This window comes from Ensifer sp. Root278 (assembly GCF_001429285.1).
In the GTDB taxonomy this organism is placed as follows: domain Bacteria; phylum Pseudomonadota; class Alphaproteobacteria; order Rhizobiales; family Rhizobiaceae; genus Ensifer.
In genome coordinates, this window is sequence record NZ_LMJJ01000023.1 from 537,124 (window position 1) to 553,904 (window position 16,781).

A 16,781-nucleotide genomic window follows, 5' to 3' on the forward strand; every position below is an offset into this window, starting at 1 on the left:
GGCTGATCTCTTCAAGCCGCATGGCTTCAACCGAACTGCGGCGCGATTATGCCTCCCGCGCCTACCGACGCGGTGAGAGTGCGACCGATCTATCAGGAATCAGGGGAGAGGGCAATATCGATATAAAGAAGTCTTTATATCTTTATATTGTCCGTCACATTTCTTCGCCGAACTTGTCGGCGACCAGTGCATCAAGCGCGTTCAACGCCTCTTCGGCCTGCGCGCCGCTCGCGGTCACGCATACGCTGCAGCCGGTGCTGGCAGCCAGCATCATCAAGCCCATAATGGACGTTCCGCCGACCGTCATGCCGTCCTTCGACACGGTAATCTCGGCTTCATAGGCCTCGACCGTCTGTACGAACTTCGCAGATGCCCTCGCGTGCAGGCCTCGCTTGTTGATGATCAGCAGTTCGCGCGTCAGCGACATGTCGGGGCGATGATCCATTACTTGCCACTCAGGACACGGCTGGCGACGTTGATGTATTTCCGTCCGGCTTCCGAGGCCTCGACCAACGCCTTGTCCATGTCGCTCTCGCCGCGCACGCCGGCAAGTTTGATCAGCATCGGCAGGTTGACGCCGGCTATCACTTCGACCGAGCCGCTGCGCATGACCGAGATGGCAAGGTTGGAGGGCGTTCCGCCGAACATGTCGGTCAGGATGATGACGCCGTGGCCCTCGTCGACCTTGGTGACCGCGTCGAGGATATCCTGCCGACGCTGGTCCATGTCGTCCTCGGGACCGATGCAGACGGTCTCTATAGCTTTTTGCGGACCGACGACATGCTCGAGTGCAAGTCGAAATTCCTCAGCCAGCTTGCCATGGGTGACAAGCACAAGTCCGATCATGGGTATCTTCGCTCCAACTGCACGCGCAATTCACTGATGGCCAGATATCGCAATGCAGCAATTTCGTCCACCTGTTGGGGCGGCCATCTTGGCAAGGAAAAGGGGAAGTGCAAGCCAAAAATGCTGAAAAACCAGCCTTGCTGACGGTAAATCGGGCTAGGATCCTATTTTTTCGGCGATGAGCGCATGCAAAATATTGAGAACATACGCCCCCTCTTCAACGGGAACGCGAACAATCGGGAGTACTCGCCCGAGTGGCAGGCGCAACGTCTCGTCTTCCAGCGGTAACCGCGGGTCGAAAGGCGCACTCACGGGCAGCATGGCCCAGTCCATCACCGCGGCAGGCACGGTTTCGATCTTGCCGATTCCGGCGCCGCGTATTTCAATCAGGCCGTGAATGGAGGGCGGACAGCGGGCGACGATCCTGTCGTGTTCCAGGCTCAGATCCACCCGATCGTCGGCGACGAGTGCCGCGAAGTGCCCGGCCTGTCGTGCGGCCGTGATGCATGCAAGCGCCAGCCTGGATTTGCCGATGCCGGAAGGGCCCGTGATCAGGAAGCCGCGCGTCCCGAGCACGATGGCAGTGCCGTGGACATTGGCGCCCGTCGTCACGCGTGCGGCTCGGCGGGTAGCGACAGGATGAAGCGCGCGCCGCTGACGTGGCCGTCCTGCGCGACGATGTTTTCCGCCTTCAGCGTGCCGCCATGGGCTTCGGCGATCTGCCTGGAAATCGACAGGCCGAGGCCGGAGTTCTGGCCGAAATCCTCTCCTTCCGGCCGATCGGTGTAGAAGCGTTCGAAAATGCGGTCGATGTCTTCCGCCTGGATGCCGGGGCCGTTGTCCTCGACATAGACGAGGCAGCGCGATCGCGACCGTGTGAGGCGCACGACGATCCGCCCGCTGTCTTCGGGAACGAAGGACCGGGCGTTCTCGATCAGGTTGGTGATAATCTGGCCGATGCGCAGGTCGTGGCCGTTGACGGCGAAGCGGGCCCTGGGACTGTCCTTGCGGTCGATGACGAAGTCGAGCAGCACCGCCTTCTTCTTGCTGCGGATCTGGCGCGAAATATCGACGAGGTCGCCCAGAAGCCTTTCGAGGTCGATGATCTTGGCATCGCTGCGGGCAAGCTCGGCGTCGAGGCGCGAGGCGTCCGAAATATCGCTGATCAGACGGTCGAGACGGCGGACGTCATGCTGGATGACGTCCATCAAGCGCTTCTTCGATTCGTCGGTCCGCGCAAGCGGCAGGGTCTCGACGGCGCTGCGCAGCGAGGTGAGGGGGTTTTTCAGCTCGTGACTGACATCGGCCGCGAAATTCTCGATCGCCGCGATCCGATCGTAGAGCGCGGTCGTCATTTCCCGGAGCGCGACGGACAGGTTGCCGATCTCGTCTTGGCGAGAGGAGAAATCCGGGATCTCCTCGCGCTCCTTGGCACCGCCGCGCCGCACGCGGACTGCCGCCGCTGCGAGCCTTCGAAGCGGATTGGCGATCGTCGAGGAGAGAAGCAGCGACAGGATGATGTTGACGAGGGCAGCCACGCCGAAGACGCGGATGATGGCAAGGCGCTCCGCCTGGACGATCTTGTCGATGTCGCCGGCTTGCGTCGAAAGCAAGAGAACGCCGAGCACGGCGCGGAACCGCTGCACCGGGACGGCCACCGAAACGATGAGCTCGCCCTTCTCGGTGACGCGCTCGACATAGCCGCGCACGCCGGTCAGCGCGTTGGTGACCTCAGGATAGATCGAGCCGTTGCCACCGGGCGGTTCCTTGTAGAGTGGTAGATTGCCGGGCTGCAGCAGCTTGTTCAGCCAGCTGTTGAGCTTTCCGCCGATGCCCGTCGATTCCGGCTCGATCGGCGGCAGGTCGAAGCGCAGCACCTGGCCGCCGCTATAAAGGTGTCGGGAATCGAGCAGCAGGTCGGCATCGGCATCGAAGAGGCGGGCGCGGGTGCGCGTCGGCGAAATCAGCCGCCTGAGAACCGGCGCAACACGTTCCTGGATGATCGGGAAATCGAGATCCTCGTCGCTGGGCAGCGGCGTAATGCTCTGGCCGGCCTGCAGTTCGAGCAGCTTTTCGGGATCGATGGTGATCGAGTTGGTATCGACCGAGGCGGAAGCTGAGATGGCGCCGGCGATGATTTCGCCCTGGGTCAGCAGGCTTTCGACGCGGGCGTCGATCAGCCCCTCGCGGAACTGGTTGAGATACATGATGCCGCCGACGAGGACGACGAGTGCCACCAGGTTGAAGAAGACGATGCGGCGGGTGAGGCTCGAGAAGACGGCATTGCCGAACAGGCGGCGAATCAGCGTGAAAGGATGTGCCCAGCGGCGCTGGCCCATATGTGCCTGCGCACGTCCGTCACTGTCTTCGATGTCGCCCTGCAAGACTTCTACCAAATGTCCCGCTCCCGCGCGGACTTCCGTCACGTTCTCTCGATTGCAACGCTGACACGGCCCGAGTGCCGGGCGCGACGCCGTCGTTCACTTTGTGTGGTTCCGGCCCAGAGGTCCGATGGCGCGGCGGGGTTTCAAAGGCAGCCTTGGCCGTGCTCCCGTCGCGCCGTTTCTGAATGCGCCACAATCGGCGCGATGGCAAGTCCCGCGGCTCAGGCTGTCTCGCGGAAACGATAGCCGACACCGTAGAGGGTCTCGATCATGTCGAAGTCGTTGTCGACCATCTTGAACTTCTTGCGCAGCCGCTTGATGTGGCTGTCGATGGTGCGGTCGTCGACATAGACCTGCTCGTCATAGGCGGCGTCCATCAGCGCGTCGCGGCTCTTCACCACGCCCGGGCGCTGCGCCAGCGAATGGAGGATGAGGAATTCGGTCACCGTCAGCGTTACCGGCTCGCTCTTCCAGGTGCAGGTGTGGCGCTCCTGGTCCATCACCAGTTGCCCGCGCTCGAGCGAGCGCGACGGCGTGTCGGAGGCCTTGGCGGGATTCGTCGGGTTGGCGGCAGCCGCTTCGCGGTTTGCGGCGCGACGCAGGATCGCCTTGACGCGTTCGACCAGCAGGCGCTGCGAGAAGGGCTTGGTGATGAAGTCGTCGGCACCCATCTTCAGGCCGAAGAGTTCATCGATCTCTTCATCCTTGGAGGTGAGGAAGATCACCGGCAGGTCGGACTTCTGTCGCAGGCGGCGCAGCAATTCCATGCCGTCCATGCGCGGCATCTTGATGTCGAAGATCGCAAGCTGCGGCGGCCGGGCGAGCAGGCCCTCAAGCGCGGAAGCACCGTCGGTATAGGTCTCGACCTTGTAGCCTTCTGCCTCCAGGGCGATGGATACGGACGTCAGAATATTCCGGTCATCATCGACAAGCGCGATGGTCTGCATCGTGTTCAACTCCGTCTTTTGAGGTGCCGGTCTCGTCCCCGAAAACTCCGGCATTCGCGAGTCACGGGTGCGTTAGTGAGTATAAAGGTGGAACAAATTGTGGCGAAGCCCAAAAAGTACCTGTCGTAACGATAGGATAGGTCCTGTCAGATCGGTGTTCGGCAGGCCGAATTCAACCGATTAAAAAAACGATAATTTTCTTTAAATCGATTAATATACTGAAATCATTATTCTTTTTTTGACGCCGCCTTGTTTTTGAGCGAGCATGCAAGTATGGTCCGGCGAAATTCAACGCCAATGGCCAAACACGAAGGAAGCTTGACCATGGAGCAACTCGGCACTCGCAATCTCGCGAACGGCTTGGAAAAACTCGGCTTTACCGACCTGGAAACGGTTCGGTACAACCTCGAAGCCGCAGAGCTTTATGAGGAAGCTCTTCGCCGCGGCGAGGCTGAACTGACGGCACACGGGGCGCTTGTTGCCCGTACCGGCCAGCACACCGGTCGTTCGCCGAAGGACAAGTTCGTGGTTCGCGATGCGAACACCGACGACCAGATCTGGTGGGACAACAACAAGCCGATGTCTCCGGAGCATTTCGCCCTGCTGCGAAAGGACATGCTCGATCACGCCAAGGGCATGTCGCTTTATGTGCAGGATCTCGTTGGCGGCGCCGATGCCGACAACGCCCTTCCGACCCGCGTTGTCACCGAATATGCCTGGCACTCGCTGTTCATCCGCAATCTCCTGATTCGTCCGGCACACGAAGCGCTTGCCTCCTTCCTGCCGAAGCTGACGATCATCGATCTCCCAAGCTTCAAGGCTGACCCGGAGCGCTACGGCTGCCGCACGGAGACCGTCATTGCCTGCGACTTCACCAACGGACTGATCCTGATCGGCGGCACGTCCTATGCCGGCGAAATGAAGAAGTCGGTCTTCACCGTTCTCAACTACCTGCTGCCCAAGAAGGGCGTGATGCCGATGCATTGCTCGGCCAATGTCGGCCCGGCAGGCGACACGGCGATCTTCTTCGGTCTCTCCGGCACCGGCAAGACGACGCTTTCGGCCGACCCGACCCGCACGCTGATCGGCGACGACGAGCACGGCTGGGGCGAGCACGGCGTCTTCAACTTCGAAGGCGGCTGCTACGCCAAGGCGATCCGTCTGTCGGAAGCTGCCGAGCCGGAAATCTACGCGACGACCCGCCGCTTCGGCACGGTCATGGAAAACGTCGTGCTCGATGAGCGCCGCGTTCCGGATTTCGACGACGGTTCGCTGACGGAAAACACCCGCTGCGCCTATCCGCTCGACTTCATCCCGAATGCCAGCGCCACCGGCACCGCGCCGCAGCCGCGCACGATCATCATGCTGACGGCCGATGCCTTTGGCGTGATGCCGCCGATTGCCAAGCTGACGCCGGAACAGGCGATGTACCACTTCCTCTCCGGCTACACCGCCAAGGTTGCCGGCACGGAAAAGGGCGTCACCGAGCCGGAAGCCACATTCTCGACTTGCTTCGGCGCGCCGTTCATGCCGCGGCATCCGTCGGAATACGGCAATCTCCTGAAGGACCTGATCGCCAAGAACGGCGTCACCTGCTGGCTGGTCAACACCGGCTGGACCGGCGGCGCCTACGGCACCGGCAGCCGCATGCCGATCAAGGTGACCCGCGCTCTGCTCGCCGCAGCACTCGACGGCTCGCTGAACGCCGCTGAACTGCGCACCGACGCCAACTTCGGCTTCGCCGTTCCGGTCTCGGTCCCCGGCGTCGACGACGGCATCCTCGATCCGCGCTCGACCTGGGCCGATGGTGCGGCCTATGACGCGCAGGCGCGCCGCCTCGTCGATATGTTCATCGCCAACTTCGCCAAGTTCGAAGAACATGTTGATGGCAGCGTTCGCGATGCGGCTCCCGGCACCAAGCTTGCCGCCGAATAAATATCGTCAGCTATGATTCACGTGAAACCCGGCCTCCCACGGCCGGGTTTTTCGTTTTCGTGGCGAATGTTTTCAAGAGGTTCGCTCTGTGCCATAGATCGGGGCGAGGTGAACCATGGCTAGCGATCCGCTCTACATAAACGACAACATAATGATTGCCGGCTGGGAGCTGACGGAGCAATTCGTGCTGGCCGGCGGGCCGGGTGGGCAAAACGTCAACAAGGTGTCGACCGCCGTTCAGCTGTTCTTCAACGTGCTGGCCTCTCCGGCGCTTTCCGATCGCATCAAGGCCAACGCCCTGAAGATTGCTGGGCGTCGTGCCTCGAAAGAGGGCGTGCTGATGATCGAGGCCAGCCGGTTTCGCAGCCAGGAGCGCAACCGCGAAGATGCGCGCGAGCGACTGAAGGAACTGATTCTCAAGGCCGCGGAGCCGCCACCACCGCCACGCAAGAAGACGAAACCGACCCGCGGCTCCGTCGAGCGCCGTCTCAAGGAGAAGTCCGGGCGCGGCGAGATCAAGAAGCTTCGGGGGCGGCCGGCCGGCGACTGATTTCTTTTTTGCCGCTCCTTGCCTTTGGCAGGCGGCGCCCTCTCTTACCGAGCAGTGTTTTCGCAAAAGGAGATATTCATGGGTCTTTTCAGCTTTATCAAGAACGCCGGCAAGAAGCTTGGCATCGGCGGCGACGATGACGCCCCGGATGCCGAAAGCGTTCAGAAGGAACTTGCATCCCACGATCTCGGCACAAAGGACGTGCAGGTCGAAGTGGCCGGTGACAAGGTCGTGCTGAAGGGTGTCGTGAAGGACCAGAGCGTCTTCGAAAAGGCCGTGGTCGCCGTCGGCAACACGCTCGGCGTCTCGGCGGTTGAAGCCTCGGAGCTCAAGGTTGCCGATGCTGGTGCTGCACCGGCACCCGCCAAGGCGCCGGTCTTCTATACGGTCAAAAAGGGCGACAACCTCTGGAAGATCGCCGAGGCACAGTACGGCAAGGGCAAGGGTGCCAAGCACACCGTCATTTTCGAAGCCAACAAGCCGATGCTGACGCATCCGGACAAGATCTACCCCGGCCAGGTTCTGCGCATTCCGGATCTGGACGCCGCTTGAGCGTGTCGTTCACGCGTCCTCTTGCAATCGCGACGCTGGCGAGCCTTTGGCTTGCCGGCGCTTGTCTGGCGCAACCGTTCCGTGAACCGGCCAAGGGCAGTACTGAGCGTGCCGCCATCCTCGACGCGATCCGTCCGGCGGTGGAGGCCGAAATGCGCGGTCCGGTCGAGTTCGTCGCCACGACGATACGTGCAGCACCCAACTGGGCCTTCCTGCAGGTCGAGCCGCAACGTCCCGGTGGCGGCACTATCGACCTTGCGCAAACCGGGTTGCGTGACGAGGCTGACATGATGGATGGTCTGACGGTGTTTGCACTGGTCAGCTTCCAGAATAGCCGCTGGAACCTCGTCGATCACGTGGTCGGGCCGACGGATGTCGCCTATGCCGGCTGGCCGCTTCGCTACGGCGTGCCGGCAGCACTTCTCGGCCTGGAGCAATAGGGGCTTCCAATGCAGGTGCTCCCGAAAGGGATCAGACATATCCCGGGCTATCTCGATCGCACCCGGCAGGAACAACTCGTCGAAGCGATTCGTCGTGTCGTTGCCGAAGCACCGCTCTTCGTGCCGGAAATGCCGAAGACCGGAAAACCCATGTCGGTTCGCATGACCAATTGCGGCTTGCTCGGCTGGGTCACGGATCGCGATCGCGGCTATCGTTACCAGGCTCAGCATCCGGTGACCGGCCGGCGCTGGCCGCCGATGCCGGACATAGTGCTCGAGATCTGGCAGGCGGTTTCCGCCAGCCAAAAGATGCCGGAAGCCTGTCTTGTGAACTTCTATTCCGAGGAGGCCCGCATGGGTCTGCACCAGGATCGCGACGAGCGTGATCTGGAAACGGCCGTCGTCTCGATCTCGCTCGGCGACAGCTGCCTTTTCCGCGTCGGCAGCAATCAGCGCGGGGGACAGACCATGTCCTTCCGGCTCGAAAGCGGCGATGTCGTCGTGCTCGGTGGAGAAGGGCGGCTCGCGTTCCATGGCGTCGACCGGATCTATCCGAACACGTCGACGCTGCTGAAGAACGGTGGTCGGGTCAACCTGACGCTGCGTCGCGTCAATCCATGACGGGCTTATCGAGCGCTCAGAGTTTTCTGAGCGCCACCTTTTCCGTCAGGTGGTTCGGGCCCTTTTGCAGGATCAGGTCGGCGCGCGGGCGCGTCGGCAGGATGTTCTGGTGCAGGTTCTTCAGGTTGATGTTGTGCCACAGGCCCTCGGCGATTGCGCGCGCCGCATCCTCGCTGATCGTGGCATAACGATGGAAGTAGGATTCCGGGTTCTTGAAGGCGGTTTCGCGCAACCGCATGAAGCGGTTGACGTACCAGCTATGGATCAGGCTCTCCTCGGCATCGATATAGATCGAGAAGTCGAAGAAATCCGAGACCATCGGCACGATCTTGCCGTCGGCCGGCAGGTTGCGCGACTGCAGCACGTTGATGCCCTCGAAGATCAGGATATCCGGGCGGTCGATGACGGTGAACTGGTCCGGCAGCACGTCATAGGTCAGGTGCGAGTAGCTCGGCGCCTTGACGTTCGGTTGGCCCGCCTTGATCGCAGACAGGAAGCGCAGGAGCGCGCCGACGTCGTAGCTTTCCGGAAAGCCCTTGCGATCCATCATGTTTTCGCGCTGGAGCACGGCGTTCGGGTAGAGAAAGCCGTCGGTCGTCACCAGATCGACCTTCGGGCTTGATGGCCAGCGCGACAGGAGTTGCGCAAGGATACGGGCCGTGGTCGATTTGCCGACGGCGACCGATCCGGCAATGCCGATGACGAAGGGCGTCTTCGTTTCGGACATGCTGAGGAAGCGCTTGCGCTGCTCGAAGAGCATCTGGGACGATTCCACATGGGTCGAGAGCAGGCGCGACAGCGACAGGTAGATCTGCCGGACTTCACGGAGATCGACGGGGTCGTTCAGCGAGCGCAGCCGCTGCACTTCGTCGGCCGTCAGCGTCAGCGGCGTATCGGCGCGAAAGCGCGACCATTCCTCGGCGGTGAAGAAATGATAGGGCGAATAGTCCCGCTGCTGCAGATTGTCCGGCAGGTCCGCCGCTTCGATGTCTTTGGCCGCTATCGTCATGGGGTCTGCCGATTTGCCTTTTCCTGCAGGCCAGATTGGTTGGTTCGCCGCGCGAGCTCGTTCAGCACATCCTGCAACGGAACGTCGGCGATCTTCAATACGACCATCAGATGATAGATGAGATCGGCGCTTTCGGCGACGAGATTCGCGCGGTCGTTGCTGACGGCCGCGATCACCGTCTCGACCGCCTCTTCCCCGAGTTTCTTGGCCGCCTTCGGCTGGCCGCTCGCGACCAGCTTTGCCGTCCAGGATTCGTCCGGCGCCGCCTTCGCGCGCGTCGCGACGATGGCTTCGAGATCGGAAAGTGTGAAGTCAGCCATGGAAGATCCTGAAGCTCAGTCGAGGCGCATGGCGATGCCATGCTCCGCCATATAGCGCTTGGTTTCGCCAATGCTATAGGTGCCGAAGTGGAAGATGGAGGCGGCGAGCACGGCGGTCGCATGACCGTCGCGGATGCCGGCTACCATGTGGTCGAGGTTTCCGACGCCACCCGATGCAATGACCGGGGCACGAACGGCATCGGCGACCGCGCGGGTGAGCGCAATGTCATAGCCGCTCTTCGTGCCGTCGCGGTCCATCGAGGTCAAAAGGATTTCGCCGGCGCCGAGATCGACGACGCGGCGGGCAAACTCGATCGCGTCGATGCCGGTCGGCTGGCGTCCGCCATGGGTGAAGATCTCCCAGCGATCCGTTTCGCCGTCCTTCGACACCTTCTTGGCATCGATGGCAACGACGATGCACTGGTTGCCGAACTTGTCGGCGGCTTCCGCAACGAATTCAGGGTTCTTCACGGCAGCGGTATTGATCGACACCTTGTCGGCGCCGGCAAGCAGCAGCTTGCGGATGTCGGAGACCTGGCGCACGCCACCGCCGACGGTCAGCGGCATGAAGCACTGTTCGGCGGTGCGGGCGATGACGTCGAAGATCGTCTCGCGATTGTCGGAGGACGCGGTGATGTCGAGGAAGCAGAGCTCGTCGGCGCCGGCGGCATCATAGGCGCGTGCCGCCTCAACCGGGTCGCCGGCGTCGATCAGGTCGACGAAGTTGACACCCTTGACCACACGGCCGTCCTTGACGTCGAGGCAGGGGATAACGCGGGCTTTGAGGGACATGGTCAGGCCTTTCTCGCGGCGCGGATCAGATCCAACGCTTCCTGCGGGTCGATGCGGCCGTCATAGAGCGCGCGGCCGGAGATGGCACCTTCGAGTTTGTGTGCGTCCGGCGCAACCATGCGGCGGATGTCGTCCATCGAGGCAAGACCGCCCGAGGCGATGACCGGAATGGAAACCGCATCCGCCAGCTCCAGCGTCGAGGTCCAGTTGATGCCGGTCAGGATGCCGTCGCGGTCGATGTCGGTATAGATGATCGCCGAAACGCCGGCGCCCTCGAACTTCTTGGCAAGCTCGATCACGCCGAGCTCGGAGGCCTCGGCCCAGCCCTCCACGGCGACCTTGCCGCCCTTGGCGTCGATGCCGACGGCGACCTTGCCGGGGAACTTGCGGCAGGCTTCTATGACGAGTGCCGGATCGCGCACAGCGACCGTGCCGAGGATGACGCGGGCAAGGCCGCGCGACAGCCAGTTTTCGATATGGTCAAGCGTGCGGATGCCGCCGCCGAGCTGCACCGGGTTACGGGTCGCCTTGAGGATGGCGTCGACGGCCGCGCCGTTGACCGTCTCGCCGGCAAAGGCGCCGTTGAGGTCGACCACGTGCAGCCATTCGAAGCCCTGTTCTTCAAAGGCGCGGGCCTGGGCCGCCGGGTCGGGGTTGTAAACCGTCGCCTGGTCCATGTCGCCGAGCTTCAGGCGTACGCATTGCCCGTCTTTCAGGTCGATGGCGGGAAATAGGATCATAGGTCTGTCCAATCGAGAGAGGCGAAAGCTCAGGGCTTCCAGCGCAGGAAATTCGAGATGAGGGCAAGGCCGAGGGCCTGGCTCTTTTCCGGGTGGAACTGCGAGCCGGCCTTGTTGCCGTTGGCGACGAAGGCGGTGACCGGACCGCCGTAATCCGCTTCGGCGACCACGTCGCCGGCGTTCTCGGCGGCCAGATGGTACGAATGCACGAAATAGGCGTGCAGGCCGCCTTCGCCAACCCGGATGCCGTCAAACAGCGGATGTTCGCGCTTGAGCGTGAGCGTGTTCCAGCCGATCTGCGGGATTTTCAGCGAGGTGTCGGCAGGCGCCATTTCGACGACATCGCCGGGGATCCAGCCGAAGCCGTGGGTGATGGTCTTTTCGAGCCCGCGCGACGACATCAGCTGCATGCCGACGCAGATGCCGAGGAACGGCCGGGCGGCCTGTTCCACCGCTTCGGTCAGCGCCTGCTCCATGCCGTCGACGGCGGCAAGGCCACGGCGGCAGTCGGCATAGGCACCGACACCCGGAAGCACGATGCGGTCGGCGCTCGCCACCCGCTCCGGCTTGTCGGTGAGGTCGATCTCGGCTGAAATGCCGGCTTCGCGAGCGGCCCGTTCGAAGGCCTTGGTGGCTGAGCGCAGGTTGCCCGAGCCGTAGTCGATGATGGCGACGCGCATCAGCGTTCTCCGTAGGAATCAAAAAGGCCGAGGCCGGGTCCGCCGTTTGAGGGCTTGCGCGCGGTCCAATCGGCCGGGGAAGGGGTGGCGGGCTTTGTCTCGCCCGGTGCCACGCTCGTGAAATAGATCTCTTCCGCCGTCTCCAGATTGGGTGCCGGCACGATGGAACGAAGCGTCCAGTCACGAGCCGTCAGGCTGCGTGCCACCAGAACTGGCCCTTCCAGCGCGACGAGCAGCCGCAGCGCGAGCTGCACCAGCACCGATGCAAGGAAACCGCCTGCGAGACTCGACAGGGAGATTAACGAAATCTGCAGAACAGCAACTGCGATTCCGATTGCCCATTGCCGCTTGAAGAGAAGCCAGAGCGCCGGGAAGAGAAAGGCGCCCCAGGAGAAGCCGTCGGCAACGAAGCGTGTTCGCTCGTCGTCGGCGCGCGCACCCGGCGGGGTGAGGATCAGGTAAGAAGCCATGGGTTCAGCCAGTGACTGGCCGCTTAGGCAAGGGTCCCCTTGGTCGAGGGAACGCGGCCGGCCTGGCGCGGGTCGATTTCGGTTGCGGTGCGGAGCACGCGGGCGACGGACTTGAAGCAGGTCTCGGCGATATGATGGTTGTTGGCGCCGTAGATGTTCTGGATATGCAGCGTGATCCCGGCATGCTGGGCGAGCGCCTGGAAGAACTCACGCACGAGTTCCGTGTCGAAGGTGCCGATCTTCGGCGCGCTGAAGGCAACGTTCCAGACGAGGAACGGCCGGCCGGAAACGTCCACTGCCGCGCGGGTCATCGTCTCGTCCATGGCAAGGTCGAGCGAGGCGTAACGGGCGATGCCGCGCCGGTCGCCGAGCGCCTTGGCGAGCGCCTGGCCGATGGCAATGCCGGTGTCCTCGACCGTATGGTGGTCGTCGACATGCAGGTCGCCGTCGGTCTTGATCTCCATGTCGATGAGCGAATGGCGGGCGAGCTGGTCCAGCATATGGTCGAAGAAGCCGACACCGGTCGAAATCTTCGAAACGCCGGTGCCGTCGATGTTGACCGATACGGACACCGCGGTCTCGTTGGTTTTACGCGAAACCTGTGCGGTGCGGCTGGACGTGGCTTCTGCCATCGGGCTCTCCTGTATGCGCCAGTGCGGGGGGAGGAAAGTCTGTGCGGTTTCCTCATCTCGCGCTCGCTTGCGATCTCGGCCGCTCCTTATCAGGCAAATGCTGAAATATCCAGAACTTGAGCGTTGATTCGAATCATCCGACACCGGGCCCTGAACGAAGATTGCACCCTCGGGCGGTTGCCATTTGCAAATGTGTCTGCCGTACTTACATAGGCCTCAAGCAACCAGGCTCGTGTCACGAGCCGCAACGCCCCAAGTAAACGCCCCCAAGTATCAGGGGCCGACAGGTATCTTCATGAGTGAACACAATCCCTACGGAACGATGCATGCGACGACCATCATCACGGTACGCAAGGATGGCAAGGTGGTGATGGCCGGCGACGGCCAGGTGAGCCTCGGCCAGACCGTGATGAAGAGCAATGCGCGCAAGGTGCGGCGTCTCGCGAAGGGCGACGTGATCGCCGGCTTTGCCGGCGCGACCGCCGACGCCTTCACGCTGCTCGAAAGGCTCGAGGCCAAGCTTGAACAGTACCCCGACCAGCTGATGCGCGCGGCGGTCGAACTTGCCAAGGACTGGCGCACCAACAAGTATCTGCGCAATCTCGAAGCGATGATGCTGGTCGCCGACAAGTCGATAACCCTGGCGATCACCGGCAATGGCGACGTACTTGAGCCGGAACACGGCACCATCGCCATCGGCTCCGGCGGCAACTACGCCTTTGCCGCAGCGCGCGCCCTGATGGACAGCGACAAGTCGGCCGAGGATATCGCCCGGCGGGCGCTGCAGATCGCCGGGGACATCTGCGTCTATACCAACCACAATATCGTGGTGGAGACGTTGGATGCCGAATGAGCCCAAGCATGTCAGCTTCGCGCCGGTGGTTGATGACCATCTGCCGCTGCTGCATGCCTGGCTGAGTGAACCGCATGTGCGGCAATGGTGGGGCGATCCGGACAAGGAAGTGGAACTGATCCGCGAAGGCTGCGCGACCGGAGAGGTGGAGGGCTTCATCTTCCACGTGGCCGGCGAGCCGGCTGGCTACATCCAGTCCTGGATGCCTTTTCAGTACCCGGACGAGGAGCCCTGGGCGAAGGATCTGCCGGCCGATGTGCCCGGTATCGATATCTTCGTCGGCCCTGCGGAATTGACGGGCAGGGGTGTCGCCTCGCTGGCGCTGCGAGCTTTTGCCGAACGGCTCTTTGCCGCCGGCGCGCCCCGAATCGTGATCGACCCTGATGCGGGCAACCGCCGGGCGGTCAGCGCCTACACCAAGGCCGGCTTCGTGCCCTACGCAGAATGGATAGATGTATCTGGTCGCACGCTCCTGATGGAACTGACGCGGACCGAATTTGAGAGGACTACATGAGTACGTTTTCACCCAGAGAGATCGTGTCGGAACTCGACCGTTTCATCATCGGCCAGAACGACGCTAAACGCGCCGTCGCCATTGCGCTACGCAACCGTTGGCGCCGCCAGCAGCTCGGCGACGAGCTGCGCGATGAGGTCATGCCGAAGAACATCCTGATGATCGGCCCGACCGGTGTCGGCAAGACCGAGATTTCCAGGCGTCTGGCCAAGCTCGCCGGCGCGCCCTTCGTCAAGGTTGAGGCGACCAAGTTCACCGAGGTCGGCTATGTCGGCCGCGACGTCGAGCAGATCATCCGTGACCTCGTCGAGGTCGGGATCGGCCTCGTGCGCGAAAAACGCCGCGCCGAAGTCAAGGCCAAGGCGCACCAGAACGCCGAAGAGCGCGTGCTCGATGCACTGGTCGGCGCCACGGCCTCGCCGGCGACGCGCGATTCGTTCCGCAAGAAGCTGCGCGCCAACGAACTCGACGACAAGGAGATCGAGGTCGACCTCGCCGAGACCGGTGCGCCGGGTGGTTTCGAAATTCCGGGCATGCCGGGCGCCAATATCGGTGTGCTCAACCTTTCGGAAATGTTCGGCAAGGCGATGGGTGCCCGCACCAAGAAGGTCAAGACGACGGTCAAGGCCTCCTATGAGCTGCTCATCAACGACGAGTCGGACAAACTGCTCGACAACGAGCAGATCCAGCGCGAGGCAATGCGCGCGGCCGAAGACGACGGCATCGTCTTTCTCGACGAGATCGACAAGATCGCCTCGCGTGAGGGCGGCATGGGCGCCGGCGTGTCGCGCGAAGGCGTGCAGCGCGACCTGTTGCCGCTCGTTGAAGGCACGACGGTTGCGACGAAGTATGGACCGGTCAAGACCGACCACATCCTGTTCATCGCTTCCGGCGCCTTCCATGTGGCAAAGCCCTCGGACCTGCTTCCGGAATTGCAGGGCCGTCTGCCGATCCGCGTTGAGCTCCGTGCGCTCACCAAGGAAGATTTCCGCCGGATCCTGACGGAAACCGAAGCGAGCCTCATCCGCCAGTACAAGGCGCTCTTGGACACGGAAGAGGTGAAGCTCGACTTCACCGACGACGCGATCGATGCGCTCGCCGATGTCGCGGTGCAGCTGAATGCCAGTGTCGAGAACATCGGCGCCCGCCGCCTGCAGACGGTGATGGAGCGCGTACTGGACGAGATCTCGTTCAATGCGCCCGACAGCGCCGGACAGGCGGTGACGATCGACGCGGAGTATGTGCGCAAGCATGTCGGCGATCTCGCTGCCAACACCGATCTGTCGCGCTACATCCTGTGACATTTCGGTCGTCGAGGCGCGCAAACGCCCGCAACCCAGAATAGACCGGGCGCCTGTCTCTCGACAGGCGCCCGCATTTTTTCTAACACGGACACGGAAATTGATCGTGGCCCGGGCATCTTTCCGACATGATCTTGGCGTAAGAGCCGCCCCGCCGACCGAGGCAGCCTCCACCAGTCACAGGAAGAAGAGATCGTGCGTTTTACCGCCTGCATGCTCGCTATCGCCACGTTTTGCCTGACCGCAAGCCAGACAATCGCGGCGACCGCCGTTCCGCCGGGCAACCGCAACGTCGAGCAGCCCGGTATCCCCGGCGCTTCCGTGCGCCGAACCAAGGCCGGCCGCACCTCCTTCGATGCCAAGTTCGAGAAAGTCCGGGATCTGCTGGCGACCGACAAACAGCTGATCAGCAAGATCAAGTCCGTGTCGCGCGCCTATGGCATCGCGCCGATCCACATGGTCGGCGCCATCGTCGGCGAGCATACCTACAATGTCGACGCCTATGACCGGCTGCAGTCCTATTACGTCAAGGCGGCCGCTTACGCCGGCAACAGCTTCCAGTTCGGCTATGATGGCGAAACGGTCGCCGAGTTCGTCGCCCGGCCGCAATTTTCCGAATGCGGTGCCAAGAAGGGTGCCTATGCGCTCTGGAGCTGCCGCGAGCGGGTCTGGGACAACGACTTCCGCGGCAAGTCGGTTGGCGGCAAGTCCTTCCCGAACAACCGCTTCAGCGCCGTTTTCTTCCAGCCGTTCTTTGCCGGCCAGACCTTCGGCCTCGGCCAGATCAACCCGCTGACGGCGCTGATGCTGACCGACATCGTCGCAAAGACGTCGGGCTACGACCGCCTCGATGAAAACAACGCCGCTGGCGTCTATGAGGCGATCATGGATCCGGATGTGTCGCTCGCCTATATGGCGGCCTCGATCCGCCATTCGATCGACGCCTACAAGTCGATCGCCGGCCTCGACATTTCCGACAATCCCGGCATCACGGCGACGCTCTACAATGTCGGCAATCCGGACGGCCGCGCAGCTGCCCTTGCCGCCAAGATCCAGAGCGGACAAGCGCAATGGCCGGAGGAGAATTATTACGGCTGGCTCGTCAACGACAAGCTTTCGGAGCTTGAAAGCCTGTTGTGATTCACGTGAAGCACTTTCCTTGATTGCGCCGTAAAAACCTGAAATCATTGGCGCA

The 16,781-nt window shown here is 62.4% G+C and carries 21 protein-coding genes; 9 read left to right on the forward strand and 12 right to left on the reverse strand.

Annotated elements, in window-relative coordinates; translation table 11 throughout:
- Positions 1-154: 154 nt before the first annotated feature.
- The 5 genes from ASE60_RS18865 to chvI form a co-directional block, all read right to left on the reverse strand.
- A complete protein-coding gene (locus ASE60_RS18865) occupies positions 155-445 on the reverse strand; it encodes an HPr family phosphocarrier protein (protein ID WP_057252054.1) in 291 nt (96 codons plus the stop codon).
- Positions 445-846 (reverse strand): PTS sugar transporter subunit IIA, encoded by a 402-nt coding sequence (locus tag ASE60_RS18870; protein ID WP_057252055.1) that lies wholly within the window; start codon positions 844-846, stop codon positions 445-447. The genes ASE60_RS18865 and ASE60_RS18870 overlap by 1 nt, the downstream gene beginning before the upstream one ends.
- Before the next feature lie 156 nt (positions 847-1,002).
- Positions 1,003-1,458, reverse strand: coding sequence for a serine kinase (locus tag ASE60_RS18875; RefSeq protein WP_057252056.1), 456 nt, complete (start codon positions 1,456-1,458; stop codon positions 1,003-1,005).
- Positions 1,455-3,185 carry a sensor histidine kinase gene (locus ASE60_RS18880; protein ID WP_244495662.1) on the reverse strand — a complete coding sequence of 577 codons (1,731 nt, stop codon included), beginning with the start codon at positions 3,183-3,185 and terminating at the stop codon, positions 1,455-1,457. Before ASE60_RS18880 ends, ASE60_RS18875 begins: the two co-directional genes overlap by 4 nt.
- Before the next feature lie 266 nt (positions 3,186-3,451).
- The gene (gene chvI, locus ASE60_RS18885) at positions 3,452-4,177 is read right to left on the reverse strand and encodes a two-component system response regulator ChvI (RefSeq protein WP_057252058.1); all 726 of its coding nucleotides are present in this window, start codon (positions 4,175-4,177) and stop codon (positions 3,452-3,454) included.
- Between the two features lie 324 nt (positions 4,178-4,501).
- On the opposite strand from chvI, the gene ASE60_RS18890 reads away from it, so the two are divergent.
- From ASE60_RS18890 to ASE60_RS18910, 5 genes are all read left to right on the forward strand, one after another.
- Positions 4,502-6,112 (forward strand): phosphoenolpyruvate carboxykinase, encoded by a 1,611-nt coding sequence (locus tag ASE60_RS18890; protein ID WP_057252128.1) that lies wholly within the window; start codon positions 4,502-4,504, stop codon positions 6,110-6,112.
- 115 nt (positions 6,113-6,227) lie between these two features.
- Positions 6,228-6,662, forward strand: coding sequence for an alternative ribosome rescue aminoacyl-tRNA hydrolase ArfB (gene arfB, locus ASE60_RS18895; RefSeq protein WP_057252059.1), 435 nt, complete (start codon positions 6,228-6,230; stop codon positions 6,660-6,662).
- A gap of 78 nt (positions 6,663-6,740) precedes the next feature.
- Positions 6,741-7,214, forward strand: a complete 474-nt coding sequence (lysM, locus tag ASE60_RS18900; RefSeq protein WP_043616146.1) for a peptidoglycan-binding protein LysM — start codon at positions 6,741-6,743, stop codon at positions 7,212-7,214.
- 2 nt (positions 7,215-7,216) lie between these two features.
- On the forward strand, positions 7,217-7,654 hold the full coding sequence (locus ASE60_RS18905) for a hypothetical protein (protein ID WP_057252060.1): 438 nt from the start codon (positions 7,217-7,219) through the stop codon (positions 7,652-7,654).
- A gap of 9 nt (positions 7,655-7,663) precedes the next feature.
- A complete protein-coding gene (locus ASE60_RS18910; RefSeq protein ID WP_057252061.1) occupies positions 7,664-8,275 on the forward strand; it encodes an alpha-ketoglutarate-dependent dioxygenase AlkB in 612 nt (203 codons plus the stop codon).
- Positions 8,276-8,291: 16 nt separating this feature from the next.
- Here ASE60_RS18910 and coaA read toward each other — a convergent pair whose 3' ends face one another.
- The 7 genes from coaA to hisB are packed head-to-tail and all read right to left on the reverse strand — an operon-like array spanning position 8,292 to position 12,918.
- Positions 8,292-9,284, reverse strand: a complete 993-nt coding sequence (gene coaA, locus ASE60_RS18915) for a type I pantothenate kinase (protein ID WP_057252062.1) — start codon at positions 9,282-9,284, stop codon at positions 8,292-8,294.
- Positions 9,281-9,604, reverse strand: coding sequence for a phosphoribosyl-ATP diphosphatase (locus ASE60_RS18920; protein WP_057252063.1), 324 nt, complete (start codon positions 9,602-9,604; stop codon positions 9,281-9,283). Before ASE60_RS18920 ends, coaA begins: the two co-directional genes overlap by 4 nt.
- Before the next feature lie 15 nt (positions 9,605-9,619).
- Positions 9,620-10,396, reverse strand: a complete 777-nt coding sequence (gene hisF / locus ASE60_RS18925; protein WP_057252064.1) for an imidazole glycerol phosphate synthase subunit HisF — start codon at positions 10,394-10,396, stop codon at positions 9,620-9,622.
- Positions 10,397-10,398: 2 nt separating this feature from the next.
- Positions 10,399-11,136 carry a 1-(5-phosphoribosyl)-5-[(5-phosphoribosylamino)methylideneamino]imidazole-4-carboxamide isomerase gene (hisA, locus tag ASE60_RS18930; RefSeq protein WP_057252065.1) on the reverse strand — a complete coding sequence of 246 codons (738 nt, stop codon included), beginning with the start codon at positions 11,134-11,136 and terminating at the stop codon, positions 10,399-10,401.
- 29 nt (positions 11,137-11,165) lie between these two features.
- A complete protein-coding gene (gene hisH, locus ASE60_RS18935; protein WP_057252066.1) occupies positions 11,166-11,816 on the reverse strand; it encodes an imidazole glycerol phosphate synthase subunit HisH in 651 nt (216 codons plus the stop codon).
- Positions 11,816-12,286, reverse strand: coding sequence for a DUF2628 domain-containing protein (locus ASE60_RS18940; RefSeq protein WP_057252067.1), 471 nt, complete (start codon positions 12,284-12,286; stop codon positions 11,816-11,818). Before ASE60_RS18940 ends, hisH begins: the two co-directional genes overlap by 1 nt.
- Before the next feature lie 23 nt (positions 12,287-12,309).
- Complete coding sequence (gene hisB / locus ASE60_RS18945; RefSeq protein ID WP_057252068.1) at positions 12,310-12,918, reverse strand: imidazoleglycerol-phosphate dehydratase HisB; 609 nt, start codon at positions 12,916-12,918, stop codon at positions 12,310-12,312.
- Positions 12,919-13,213: 295 nt separating this feature from the next.
- On the opposite strand from hisB, the gene hslV reads away from it, so the two are divergent.
- The 4 genes from hslV (at position 13,214) to ASE60_RS18965 (ending at position 16,726) form a co-directional block, all read left to right on the forward strand.
- Positions 13,214-13,771: an ATP-dependent protease subunit HslV gene (gene hslV / locus ASE60_RS18950; protein WP_057252069.1), complete on the forward strand. Its 558-nt coding sequence runs from the start codon at positions 13,214-13,216 to the stop codon at positions 13,769-13,771.
- Entirely contained in the window at positions 13,761-14,285 is a 525-nt protein-coding gene (locus tag ASE60_RS18955) for a GNAT family N-acetyltransferase (RefSeq protein WP_057252070.1), read from the forward strand. Before hslV ends, ASE60_RS18955 begins: the two co-directional genes overlap by 11 nt.
- Positions 14,282-15,586 (forward strand): ATP-dependent protease ATPase subunit HslU, encoded by a 1,305-nt coding sequence (gene hslU, locus ASE60_RS18960; RefSeq protein ID WP_057252071.1) that lies wholly within the window; start codon positions 14,282-14,284, stop codon positions 15,584-15,586. The genes ASE60_RS18955 and hslU overlap by 4 nt, the downstream gene beginning before the upstream one ends.
- Before the next feature lie 195 nt (positions 15,587-15,781).
- Positions 15,782-16,726, forward strand: a complete 945-nt coding sequence (locus ASE60_RS18965; RefSeq protein WP_093233504.1) for a DUF1402 family protein — start codon at positions 15,782-15,784, stop codon at positions 16,724-16,726.
- Positions 16,727-16,781: the final 55 nt, after the last annotated feature.